A 12,345-nucleotide genomic window follows, 5' to 3' on the forward strand; every position below is an offset into this window, starting at 1 on the left:
TACGAGATGTCTTAAGGTCTCGTAGGCTCGTAGATGTGTATAAGCGACAGGTCATCGCCCCCGCCCCACACCTTCACCTGCACCCGAACCAGCGGTCATGCGCCCAGTAAACGTCCGCGGTCAGATTAAGTCAAGCGCTTGAATTAGGCCCGAGGCTGCTGGGAGCGGAGCCGGGACCGGGACACCCCCGGCCCCGGCCGGGGCGGGTCAGGCCGGTGGAAGGTTGATGCCCAGCATGCGGGCGCCGATCTCGGTACGCGGCTGGTGCGCGCTGCCCTGGGCGAACACCACGTACGATCCGGCCCCGTGCCGGGCTTCCCCCTCGATGACCTCGCCGCTGAGCACGAAGTAGCGCTCCTCCCCTTCGTGCACGTCCACCTCCGGCCACTGCGTGCCGGGCGCGAAGTCGATGACCCAGCCGCGCGCCCGATCCGTCGCGGGCAGGCGCCGGCGCATGATGCCCGGCACGACCTCGACCGCTTCCACCTCGTCAATGTTGACGCTCTGCATCTCACTCATGCGCCCATGATCCAGCGGGCCGCGCCCACCGGCCCAGTGTCGGAAATGACATCCATGAGTACTATTCCGCCATGGCCCTGCACCGCGTCGTCGCCCTGCTCCTGCCGCCGCAATCCGTGTTCGAGCTCGGCTGCGCGGCGGAGGTCTTCGGCATGTCCCGCCCCGAGGTGGCCGACCGCTACGCGTTCAGCACGTGCGCGGAAGCTCCGGGCACGGTGCCGACCCTGGCCGGGTTCGACATCGCGGTGGCCGCCGGCCTGGACGCGCTCGGCCAGGCCGGCACGGTCGTGGTCCCCGGCTGGCAGCGCCGCTCCGAGCCGGCGTCGCCCGCCGTGCTGGACGCGCTGCGCCGGGCGCACCGCCGGGGCGCCCGGATCGTGGCCATCTGCTCGGGAGCGTTCCTGCTCGCGCAGGCGGGCCTGCTCGACGGCCGCAAGGCGACCACCCACTGGCGCATGGCGGCGGAGCTGGCCGGCCGCTTCCCCCGCGTCGAGGTCGACGCGGACGTCCTGTACGTCGACCACGGCGACGTCGCGACCAGCGCGGGCACGGCCGCGGGCATCGACCTGTGCCTGCACCTGGTCCGCCACGACTTCGGCGCCGCCTACGCGGCCCAGATCGCCCGGCACATGATCATGCCGCCGCACCGGGAGGGCGGCCAGCTCCAGTACGCGGCCACGCCCCCGGCCGCCACGGGCGACCTCCTCGCGCCGCTGCTGGAGTGGGCCGCGGAGCACGCGCACGACCGCCTGTCGGTCGAGGACCTGGCGGCGCGCGCGGGCGTCTCGGCCCGTACGCTCACCCGCAGGTTCGCCGAGCAGCTCGGCACCAGCCCCGGTCAGTGGCTGCTCGCCCAGCGCATCGGGGCCGCCCGCGCCCTGCTGGAGGAGACCGACCTGCCGGTCGAGACCATCGCGACGCGGGTCGGGCTGTCGTCGGCGGTCAATCTCCGCCGCAGGTTCCACCAGGCCCTGCGCACCACCCCGGCCGCCTACCGCCGCGCGTTCCGGCTCGGGTCCCGGTGACGCCGGCGTCCGCGCGTAGTTCGACGGCCGTCGTAACATGGGTGGTCATGTCGGTCGTCCGTGAGGAGTCGGTGATGGCGCGTCCACGTACCCAGCCGCGCAGCGTGGAGCATCCCGCTCCGGCGGAGTTCTCGCTCCAGAGCGTGCTGGAGGCGCTGGCCGATCCGGTGCGGCGGATGGTGGTGCGCCAGCTCGCGCGCGCCGGCCAGGACATGAGCTGCGGGACCTTCGACCTGCCGGTGTCGCGCTCGACGGCGACGCATCACTTCAGCGTGCTGCGCGAGGCGGGGGTGCTCAGGCAGTACTACGTGGGCACGACCAAGATGAACGCCCTGCGCGCCGAGGAGATGGAGGCGCGCTTCCCCGGGCTGCTGCCCGCGCTGGTGGCGGCCGAAGAGCGCGAGCACACCGCCATTTCAGCCTGAACAGCGAAAGCGCGCCCGGGACCGGATGTCCTGGGCGCGTTTTCGCTGATCGGCGTCAGGAGGCCGGGGTGGTCTCCAGCTCCGCGGCCTCGCGGTCGGCGGGTGCGGACTGGCGCAGGACGACGAGCCCGACGACGAAGGCCGCGGCGAGCAGCCCCGCCGAGATGGTGAAGGCCAGCCGGTACCCGCCGGTCAGCGCGCCCGCCTGGCTCTCGCCCGCGGCGAGCAGGAGCCCGGTGCGCGAGGCCGCCATCGTGGACAGCACCGCGACGCCGATGGCCATGCCGACCTGCTGGGTGGTGTTGAACAGGCCGGAGGCCAGGCCCGCGTCGCTCTCCTTGGCGCCCGACATGCCCAGGGTGGCCAGCGCGGGGAGCACCAGCCCGCCGCCCGAGATCAGCACCATCACCGGGAGCAGGTGGGTGACGTAGTCGGCCTGTACGGGGATCTGGGTGAGCAGGCCCATCGCGGCGACGAGGAGCACCAGGCCGGCCAGCAGCACCGTACGGGGGCCGAAGCGGGCGGCGAGCCGGGCGGAGACGAACAGGGAGATGGTGCCGATGCCCACGGCGGCCGGGAGCATCGCCAGGCCGGTGTCCAGGGCGCCGTAGCCGAGCACCCGCTGCATGTAGAGCGCGACGAGCACCTGGAAGGAGAACATCCCGGACAGCGACAGCATCTGGGCGAGGTTGGCGCCGACGACGTTCCGCGAGCGCAGGATGCGCAGCGGCATGAGCGGGGTCCTGGCCGTGGCCTGGCGGACGACGAACCCGGCGAGCAGGGCCAGCGACACCGCGCCGAGGCCGAGGGTGTGGGCGCCGAGCCAGCCGTACTCCTCCACCTTGACGACCGTGTAGATCCCCAGCATCAGGCCGGCGGTGACCAGCACGGCCCCGATGACGTCGGCGCCGGCGGACAGGCCGCTGCCGCGGTCCGCGGGCAGCGCCACGAGGGCCAGCGCGACGGTGGCGACGCCGATCGGCACGTTGACGAGGAAGATCCAGGGCCAGCTCAGGGCGTCGGTGAGCAGCCCGCCGAGCACCTGGCCGATCGAGGCGCCGGCCGCGCCGGTGAAGCTGAAGATCGCGATCGCCTTGCCCCGTTCGCGGGGCTCGGTGAACAGGGTCACGAGGATGCCCAGGATGACGGCGGAGGCCAGGGCGCTGCCGACGCCCTGGAGGAACCGGGCGGTGATCAGCATCGCGGGGCCGGTGGCCGCCCCGGCCAGCAAGGAGGCGGCGGTGAAGATCACGTTTCCGGCCAGGAACATCTTCCTGCGGCCGATCAGGTCGCCCAGCCTGCCGGCCAGGAGCAGCAGCCCGCCGAAGGCCACCAGATAGGCGTTGACGATCCAGCTCAGCTCGGCGGGCGAGAAGCCGAGGTCCTGCTGGATGGCCGGCATCGCCACGGTCACGATGCTTCCGTCGAGGATGGTCATCAGTCCGGCCGTGGACAGCACGCCGAGCGCGGTCCAGCGCGAGTTACGCAAGTACGACATGGTCTCTCCCGTTCAACGTCTTACGAGAGAGACCGTAGCAGATAGTTCCGTAATAGACGATCCTCTTCGGACCTATTTACCGCGCTCCCGTGCCCGGCGCACCTGCTGCGGCCCCTCCGCGGGGGTCGCGAGATGGCCGCTCACCAGCCGGTTCAGGGCGCGGACCAGGACCTCGCGCTCATCGTCCGGCAGCGCGCCGAGGGCCGCGCGGTGCACGCCGTCCACGATCTCCTGGCTGCGCTGGGCGACCTTCGCGCCCTCGCCGGTGACGGCGATGATCCGCGCGCGGCGATCGGTGCTGGACGGGCGGCGCTCGGCGTATCCGGCCTTCTCCAGCGCGTCGACGGTGACCACCATCGTGGTCTTGTCCATGTCGCCCAGCTCGGCGAGCTGGATCTGGGTGCGCTCCTCCTCCAGGGCGTGGACCAGCACGCAGTGCATGCGCGGCGTCAGGCCGATCTCGGCCAGCGCCGCCGCCATCTTGGAACGCAGCACGTGGCTGGTGTGATCGAGCAGGAAGGACAGGTCGCTCTCGGTACGGGTGGGAGCCATCGCGGTCATACCCCCAGCCTACCCAATATGGTTTTGGCGCAGATTATCTGCGACAGGATCGATCCTGGCCGCCGATACTCGAAGGGTGCCCGAGCTACGCCTGCGGATGGCGGCCCTCGTCGAGAGCGCCGGATACCAGCCCGGCGAGCCGATCGTGGCCGGGCTGCAGCGGGCCGGCGAACCGCCCGTCTTCGCCGCTCAGGGGCTGACGCCCGCGGGCGAGCCGCTGGGCGCGGCCACGACCGTCTACGCGGCCTCGCTGTCGAAACAGATGACCGCCGCCTGCGCGGCCCAGCTCGGCCAGCCAGCCGCTGCCGCACCACGCCGGGAGCCGGCTCTTCGCCCCGCTGGGGATGACCGGCACCCGCTTCTGGCCGGGACCGGAGCCGGCGCCGCCCGGGGCCGCGCCGACCGACCCGTCATGGCCCGCCCCGCTGTCGCTGGGCGACGGAGGCGTGTGGAGCACCGCCGCCGACCTGCTGCGATGGAGCCAGGCGCTGAACGCCGACGAGCTCGGCGTCTCCGCGCTCCTGCAGACCCCCGGCCGCCTCGACGACGGAACGCTCCTCGACTACGCGTGGGGCATCGGCGTCCGGTCGCACGCGGGGCACCGCGTCTACAGGCACGGAGGAGGCTGGGCGGGACTGCGCGCCCTCCAGGCCCGGATCCCCGGCCTGGGCCTGAGCCTGGTCGTCGTCGCGATCGCCGACCACACCGAACGCCGGGTGGACCTCGCCGGCAGCCTGCTCGACGAGGTGACGGGCCGGTCAGGCAGGTGACGGGCCGGTCAGGCAGGTGACCGGCCGGTCGATGGGGTGACGGGGTGATGGGGCCGGTCGTGTCCGGGGCGGGTCAGCGTTCGACCGCCAGCTTCACCCCCAGCCCGATGAAGAGGCCGCCCGTGGCGACGTTGATCCGGCGGCGGGCGGCCTGCCTGCGGCGCAGCCAGCCGCCGATGCGCCCGGCCAGCACGCCGACGGTGCCGTCCACCGCGAACTCCAGGGCGATCATGATCGCGCCCAGGATCGCGAACTGCAGCCACACCTGGCCCAGCTCGGGGTTGATGAACTGCGGGAGGAAGGCGATGGTGAAGGTCACCATCTTCGGGTTGAGCAGGTTGGTCAGCATGCCGCTGGCGAACGCGCGCCGGCCCGACAGCCCTTCCCTGGCGACGGTCAGCTCCTCCTCGACGCCCTTGCGGCTGCGCAGCATCTGGACGCCGAGGTAGATCAGGTAGGCGGCGCCCACGAGGCGTACCACGGTGAAGGCCACCGGCACCGCCTCGAACAGCGCCGCCAGACCGGCGGCCGCCACGGCCACGTGGACGGCCTCGCTCGCCGCCACCCCGGCCGTGGCGAGCAGGCCCGCCCGCGCGCCGCCCCGCATGCCGCAACCCAGCACGAACAACATGTCAGGACCAGGCGTGATCATCGCGACAATCGTCGTCACCGTAAAAAGCACAAGAAGGTGCTGGTCGAGAGGCATGCGGACAATCATCGCCTATCTACGCAGGGACATTGCGGGCCAGCTCCTTGTCTGCCGCCTCCTGCACCGCGTCGAGATCATCGGCTATCTCCGGCCCCGCCACCGCGTCCGGCAGGTCGTCCTCCATCCGCCGCAGCGGCCGGTACCACAGGCCCAGGCCGCCCCACACCACCAGCAGCGCCCCAGTGACGGCGAGGAGCAGCCCGACGCCCCGGCCGGGGCCGACACCGACGAGGTCGCCGACGAACGTGCCGTCCAGCGCGCCGCCGGGCGCCAGCAGCGGGCCGAACAGGTCCGACAGCGGTGGCGCGGTGAGGAAGGCCAGCGGCGTCATCGACACCGCCAGCATCTGGTTGGTGGCCAGGACCCGGCCCTGCAGCTCCAGCCCCACCTTGAGCTGGATGATCGACAGCCAGTGCGCGTTCAGGATGCTGAGGAACAGCCACGACAGCAGGCCGCCGACCGCCGCCAGGGCCACCGACGGGCGCAGCCCGATCAGCAGGATCCCGAAGCCGAAGCCGCTGACGAAGCCGACCATGCCGAGGGCGCGCCGCTCCGTACCGCCCCAGAAGACCATGACCAGCGCCCCGAGCACCGCACCCAGGCCCTGCGCCGCGGTCACCGTGCCGACGGCGGCCACGTCGCCGAACGACGCCAGCGTGGGCACGGTCACCGCCAGGGCGAGCATCCCGAGGTAGTTCTCCACGACGAAGAACCCGATCATGATCATCAGCGGCCGGCGCCGGACGAGGAAGCGCCAGCCGCCCGCCACGGCCTGCGTGAACGTCTCCTCCATCCGCCGGAACAGCCGGTCGGGGAAGCGTACGAGCAACAGGGTCGACAGGCCGGCCACGAAGGTGGCGATGTTCACCGCGACCACCCCGTGCACCCCGATCATGGTGATCAGCGCCGCCCCGCCCAGCGGGGCGATCAGCATGCCGACCCCGGTGCCGAGGTTGGCGACCGCGTTGGCCTGCATGAGGTACGGCTTGGGCACCAGTTGCGCCACCGCCGCCAGGTACGCGGGCCGGTGGAAGGCGGTCACCAGCGACAGCACCCCCGAGACGGCGCCGACCTGCCGCACCTCCAGCCGCCCCGCGACCAGCAGGGCCACCAGCGCGGCGGTCGCGACGGCGGACACCGCGTCACACGCCAGCATCACCAGGCGGCGGTCCACCCGGTCCGCGAGCGCGCCGCCGAGCGGGGAGGCCAGCAGCGACGGCAGCGTGGCCAGCATCGAGACCAGCGCGTAGTCCGACACCCGCCCGCTCTCCTGGTAGGCCCACACGCCCAGGGCGAACGAGGTGAGCGCGCTGCCCAGCAGCGACGCGGTCTGGCCGGCCGCCACGGTGTAGAAGCGGCGCAGGTCCCGGCGGGCGCGCTCGCCCACCACCTCCACGTCGGCGACCGGCTCGGGCACCCGGCCCGCCGCCCAGTCGCCGAGGTGGGCGTCGATCAGCTCGGCCAGGAGCGCGGCCTGGTGCTTGATGAAGTAGTGGCCGGCCCGCGGGATCGTGGCGAGCGCGACACGCTCGGCGAACGCGCCCCACTCGCGGTACCGCTCCTGGTACAGCTCGGTGGATCGATCTCGCTCGCCGATCACGCAGAGGACGGGCGCCGCCAGCTTGCGCGCGCCCGCCGCGGCCAGCTCGCCGCTGAACCAGGCCTGCGCCTCCTCCACGTCGTGCCGCAGGCCGCGCAGCATGATCGAGGTGTCGCCGGTGTCCTCGTCGAGGGCGCCGAGCGTACGCAGGAAGTCGCGTTGCGACCGGTCGGACGACCACCTGTTGGCCGGGAACCTGCGGTTCCACCAGGCGGAGATCCGGCCGGGCAGCCGGGCGTCGGGGAAGCTGCCGCCGACGAACAGCCCGGCCACGGGCACGCCCGATTCCTCCAGGCGCAGCGCCAGCTCGGTGGCCGTGGCCGAGCCCACGCAGTGCCCGTACAGCGCGACGGGCCCGGTGCTCAGCGGGGCGAGCTCCGCCAGCACCTGCTCGGCCAGCTCCGGCAGCGTGAGCATCGGCTCATCCGGCCGCGCCGGGTCATGTCCCGGCAACTCGACGGCCAGCACCGCGGTGCCGGGATGCCGGGCCGCCAGCTCGGTGGCCAGCGGCCCGAAGGCGGCGGCCGAGCCGCCGCCGTAGGGCACGCACAGCACGGTACGGGTCGCCGTCGCGGGCCCCGCCAGCCGGTGCAGCAGCCCGGCGGCGGATCCGTCGCCGGCGTCGAGATGGGCGGCCAGCTCGCGCACCGTCGGCCGGGTGAACAGGTCGATCACGCGGAGCGCCGGATCGATCTCCCTGACCGCGCGCACCGCCATGAACGAGTCGCCGCCGAGCGCGAAGAAGTCGTCGTCCACGCCGAAGTCGTCGCTGCCGAGCACGCTCGCCCAGATCGCGGCGATCCGCACCTCGGCCGGGGTGCTCGGGGCCACCCGCCCGGCCGCCGCGGCCACCTCCGGCACGGGCAGCGCGGCCCGGTCCACCTTGCCGAGCGGGGTGAGCGGCAGCGAGTCCATGACCACGATGGCCGGCGGGACCATGTACTCGGGCAGCCGTTCCCGCAACCCCGCCCGGACCGCCGCGAGATCGACGGTGGCGGGGGCGATCCACGCGGCCAGCCGGCGGTTGTGCGCCTCGCCGACCGGCAGCACCGCCGCCTCCAGCACGCCCGGCTGGTCGTGCAGCGCGGCCTTGACCTCGCCCAGCTCCACGCGGAACCCGCGGATCTTGACCTGGTCGTCGACCCGGCCCAGGAACTCGACCAGGCCCTCACCGTTGAGCCGTACCCGGTCGCCGGTGCGGTAGCAGCGGGTCGTACCGGTGACGGGGTCGGGCACGAAGCGCTCGGCGGTCAGGTCGGGGCGGCCGAGATAGCCGCGTGCCAGGCTCGGGCCGCCGATCCACAGGTCACCCGGCACGCCCGCGGGCAGCGGGCGGCCGGCCGGGTCCACCACGTAGCAGTCCACGTTCGCCAGCGGCCGGCCCAGCGGGACGGCCGCCGCGCCGGCGGCCTGTCCGGTGGGCGCCGGCGGCGCGACACAGCTCAGCACCGACACCGTGGTCTCCGTGGGGCCGCAGTGGATCTGCAGCTCCAGACCGGGCCTGGCGGCCCTGATCCGATCGGCCAGCTCCCACGAGGTCGCCTCGCCGGCCAGGATGAGCAGCTCCGTCGGCAGCATCCTGGCCAGGTCACCGTGCGCCGCCAGCAGTTCAAGGTGGCTGGGCACCATCTTGATCACCTCGACCGGGCAGGCGGCCAGGTAGGCGAGGTAGGCGTCGGGGTCGGTGGCGGTGTCCTGGTCCACCAGGTGCACGGTGGCGCCGCTGGTGAGCGCCCCGAACAGGCAGGTCATCACCAGGTCGGAGGCCATCGTGGAGACCACGCCCCAGGAGGCGTACGCGCCGTCGACGCGCTCGGCGACGGCGCGCAGGTAGTGCAGGACGGACCGGTGCTCCACCGCCGCACCCTTCGGCCGGCCGGTCGAGCCGGACGTGAACAGCACGTGGGCCAGGTGCGCGGGCGAGACGGACACCTCGGGCGAGGTCTCCGGCAGGTCCTCGGCCAGCACGTCCTCCAGCACCAGCGCGCCGGGCACCCGCCCGGCCAGCGCCCGTTCGGCCAGGACCAGCCGCGCCCCGCAGGACACCATGTACGCCAGCCGGTCGTCCGGATAGGCCGGTTCGAGCGGCATGTACGCGGCGCCCGACTTGAGCACGCCCAGGATCGCGGGGACCAGGGGCCCGTGCCGCTCCGCGAGGATGCCGACCACGTCGTCGGCCCCGGCCCCGGCCGCCAGCAGGCGGTGCGCGATCCGGTTGGCCTGCCGGTCGACCTCGGCGTACGTCATGCTGCCCGCCGGGTCCGAGACCGCGACGGCCTCCGGCGTGCGCGCCGCCCAGTCCTCGAAGAAGGCGTGCACCGGCCTGGACAGGTCGTAGTCCCGGCGCGGTCCCGCGACCAGCGGCCCGGTGACCGGCTCCAGCGGCACCGCGCCGGCCGGGGAGTCGAGCGCGCCGAGCAGGCCGTCGAGCAGCGTCACGTACCAGCCGGCCAGCCGCCGAGCCGTGACCTCGTCGAACAGGTCGGCGCGGTAGGCCAGCGAGCCCTCGTAGCCGTCGCCGGCGTTGGCCAGCGCGAGGTTGAGGTCGTACTTGACCTTCCGCAGCGGCGGCTCGAACACCTCGGCCGCCAGCCCGGGGAAGCGCGGCGGCTCCGGCCTGGTGTCCACGACGTTCAGCACCGCCTGGAAGACGGGCGTGGTGGCCAGGCTCCGCTCCGGGTGCAGCACCTCCACCACCCGCTCGAACTGCGTCTCCCGGTGCGCGAACGCCTCCAGCGCGGTGTCACGCGCCCTGGCCAGCAGCTCGCGGCCCGTCGGGTCGCCCGTCCTGTCGCCGCGCATGACCAGCGTGTTGACGAAACAGCCCAGCATCTTCTCGGTGTCGGGATGCAGGCGGCCCGCCTCCAGGACGCCCACCGGCACGTCCTCCGTGGCCGAGACCCGGCCGAGCAGCTCCTGCCAGGCGGCCAGCAGCACCATGAACGGCGTGCCGCCGAGCTCGGCCGCCGCCGCCCGTACCCGTGCCGCCAGCTCGGGGCCGAGCCGTACGGGGACCTCGCCGCCCGACCAGTCGGCGACGGCCGGGCGCGGGCGGTCGGAGGGCAGGTCGAGCACCGGTTCGAGGCCGGTCAGGCGGTCGGTCCACCAGGTCACGTCGCCCTCGGGCTGCGCGGCGAGCCACTGTGCGTAGTCGGCGTACTGGACGCGCGGCTCGGGCGGGCGCTCGGCCAGCCCCAGCCCGGCGGTGTAGAGGGCGGCCAGCTCGGCCATCGCCACGTCCCTGGACCAGGCGTCGAACGCGATGTGGTGCACGGTCAGCAGCAGCACGTGCTCGTCGTCGTCCAGGCGGAAGAGCACGGCCCGGGCGGGCGGCTCGGCGTCCAGCGCGAACGGCCGGTACGCCTCCTCCATCAGCCGCTCCGCCAGCCCCTCCCGCCCGGCCGGGTCCGCGGGACCACTCGGGTCCTGCGGCCCCGCAGGCCCACTCAGGTCTGCCATCTCAGGCCGCCCCGGCCCACTCAGGTCTGCCACCTCAGACCGCCCCGGACCGGTGAGGTCCTCGACTGTGATCGGCACCAGTTCGGCGCCGACCACGGCGGTGCCGTCCTGGTGGACCAGCGTGCGCAGCACCTCGTGCCGTTCCGCCAGCTCCCGCACGGCCGCCAGCAACGCGGCCGTGTCCAGCGGACCGCGCAACCGGAGCGCCGTCGGCACGTTGTACGCGCCGCGATCCCCCGGCTCGGCGAGCTGGTCCAGGAACCACAGCCGCGCCTGCGCGGGCGAAGGCGCCGTGGCCGAGCCCTCCTCCCTGACGGGGATGCCGGGCACCGTACGGGCGGCGGCCCGCCGGGCGGCGGCCAGCCGTACCGCGAGCCGGTCGCTCAGGCTCTGCTGGGTCTCGGTCATCGGCCCGCCTCCAGCTCCGCTACCAGCAGCTCCTCGATCGCCCCGGCGAACGTCGCCAGCACCGGCCGCTCGAACAGCAGCCGCACGGGCACCTCCATAGCCAGCGCCTCCTTGAGTCGCGCGGCGACCAGCATGGCCGCCAGCGAGTGGCCGCCAACGGCGAAGAAGTCGTCGTCCACGCCGACCTGCTCCAGGCCGAGCACCGCCTGCCAGACGTCCGCGACGAGCAGCTCGGCGTCGCTGCTGGGCGGCACCTGCGGCCGGCCGGTCGCGCGGTCCGGTTTGGGCAGCGCGCCCCGGTCGACCTTGCCCGACGAGGTGGTCGGCAGCCGGTCGAGGGTGATCCACTGGCGCGGGATCATGTACTCGGGCAGGTGCTCGCGCAGCGCGGCCTCCACCTGGGCGGCCTCCACGTGGGCGGCCTCCACCTGGGCGCCTTCCACCGTCGCGCCGTCCGGTGCGCCGACCAGGTAGCCGACGAGGTGCTCGCCGTGCACGGCGACCGCCGCGTCGGGCACGCTCTCGCGCAGCGCCGCCTCGATCTCGCCCAGCTCGATCCGGTGACCGCGGATCTTCACCTGCTGGTCGCGGCGGCCGAGGAAGTCGAGCGTGCCGTCGGGCCGCCAGCACGCCAGGTCGCCGGTACGGTAGCGGCGCTCGCCGGGCGCCAGCGGATCGTCGGCGAACGTGGCCACCGACAGGCCGCGATACCCGCGGGCCACGCCCGTGCCGCCGATCCACAGCTCACCGGGGACGCCCGGCGGGACGAGGCGGCCCTCCTGGTCCAGGACGTAGGCCCGCTCGCCGGGCAACGGCCCGCCGATGGACACGCTGTCGCCGGCGGGGGCTTCGATCCTGGTCATGGTGGAGTAGATGGTCGTCTCGGTGGGCCCGTAGGAGTTCCACAGCTCGCCGACCCTGACCAGCAGTTCGCCGGCCAGCGCCGGGTCGAGGACCTCGCCGATGCTGACCACCCGGACGCGGTCGCCGCCCGTCCAGCCGGCGGCCACCAGCATGCGCAGCGTGGTGGGCGTGGCGGTGAACAGCGTGACACCCGAGCCGTCGATGCGCCGGGCCACGGCGTGACCGTCCACGGCGTCGGCTCGGTCGAGCAGCTCCAGGCGGAGCCCGTTGCACAGGCTCACCCACAGGTCGAAGCCGAAGACGTCGAAGGAGAACGGGGTGAGGCCGAGCATGACGTCGTCGTCGCGGATGCCGGGGGTGATGCGCATGGCGGCCACGAACGCGGCCAGGTTGGCATGAGTGACCTCGACGCCCTTGGGACGGCCGGTCGAGCCGGAGGTGTAGAGCACGTAGGCCAGGTCGTCCGGGGTGGTGACCGGCGCCTCGCCCTGTCTCGTATACACATCT

The 12,345-nt window shown here is 73.5% G+C and carries 9 protein-coding genes; 3 read left to right on the forward strand and 6 right to left on the reverse strand.

Annotation, left to right across the window (positions count from 1 at the left end; genetic code table 11):
- Positions 1-207: 207 nt before the first annotated feature.
- Positions 208-519, reverse strand: a complete 312-nt coding sequence (locus tag ETD85_RS53215; protein ID WP_138697496.1) for a cupin domain-containing protein — start codon at positions 517-519, stop codon at positions 208-210.
- A 71-nt stretch (positions 520-590) separates the two neighbouring features.
- Between ETD85_RS53215 and ETD85_RS53220 the strand changes: the two genes are divergently transcribed.
- Positions 591-1,544 carry a helix-turn-helix domain-containing protein gene (locus tag ETD85_RS53220; RefSeq protein ID WP_138697497.1) on the forward strand — a complete coding sequence of 318 codons (954 nt, stop codon included), beginning with the start codon at positions 591-593 and terminating at the stop codon, positions 1,542-1,544.
- Between the two features lie 47 nt (positions 1,545-1,591).
- A complete protein-coding gene (locus ETD85_RS53225; protein ID WP_240780007.1) occupies positions 1,592-1,969 on the forward strand; it encodes an ArsR/SmtB family transcription factor in 378 nt (125 codons plus the stop codon).
- 55 nt (positions 1,970-2,024) lie between these two features.
- Here the strand turns inward: ETD85_RS53225 and ETD85_RS53230 are convergent, their stop codons facing one another.
- Complete coding sequence (locus ETD85_RS53230; RefSeq protein ID WP_138697498.1) at positions 2,025-3,467, reverse strand: DHA2 family efflux MFS transporter permease subunit; 1,443 nt, start codon at positions 3,465-3,467, stop codon at positions 2,025-2,027.
- 72 nt (positions 3,468-3,539) lie between these two features.
- Positions 3,540-4,028, reverse strand: a complete 489-nt coding sequence (locus tag ETD85_RS53235; RefSeq protein WP_138697499.1) for a MarR family winged helix-turn-helix transcriptional regulator — start codon at positions 4,026-4,028, stop codon at positions 3,540-3,542.
- A gap of 302 nt (positions 4,029-4,330) precedes the next feature.
- Here ETD85_RS53235 and ETD85_RS53240 point away from each other — a divergent pair, with 302 nt between their 5' ends.
- Positions 4,331-4,798, forward strand: coding sequence for a serine hydrolase (locus ETD85_RS53240; protein WP_138697500.1), 468 nt, complete (start codon positions 4,331-4,333; stop codon positions 4,796-4,798).
- 73 nt (positions 4,799-4,871) lie between these two features.
- Here the strand turns inward: ETD85_RS53240 and ETD85_RS53245 are convergent, their stop codons facing one another.
- The 3 genes from ETD85_RS53245 to ETD85_RS53255 all read right to left on the reverse strand — a co-directional run.
- Complete coding sequence (locus tag ETD85_RS53245; protein ID WP_206059451.1) at positions 4,872-5,468, reverse strand: LysE family translocator; 597 nt, start codon at positions 5,466-5,468, stop codon at positions 4,872-4,874.
- A gap of 55 nt (positions 5,469-5,523) precedes the next feature.
- Positions 5,524-10,974 carry a non-ribosomal peptide synthetase/MFS transporter gene (locus ETD85_RS53250; RefSeq protein WP_138697502.1) on the reverse strand — a complete coding sequence of 1,817 codons (5,451 nt, stop codon included), beginning with the start codon at positions 10,972-10,974 and terminating at the stop codon, positions 5,524-5,526.
- The coding region (locus ETD85_RS53255) for a non-ribosomal peptide synthetase (RefSeq protein WP_138697503.1) at positions 10,971-12,345 on the reverse strand (1,375 nt) is incomplete at its 5' end. The genes ETD85_RS53255 and ETD85_RS53250, both read right to left, overlap by 4 nt.

The organism is Nonomuraea zeae (genome assembly GCF_005889725.1).
Classification (GTDB): domain Bacteria; phylum Actinomycetota; class Actinomycetes; order Streptosporangiales; family Streptosporangiaceae; genus Nonomuraea; species Nonomuraea zeae.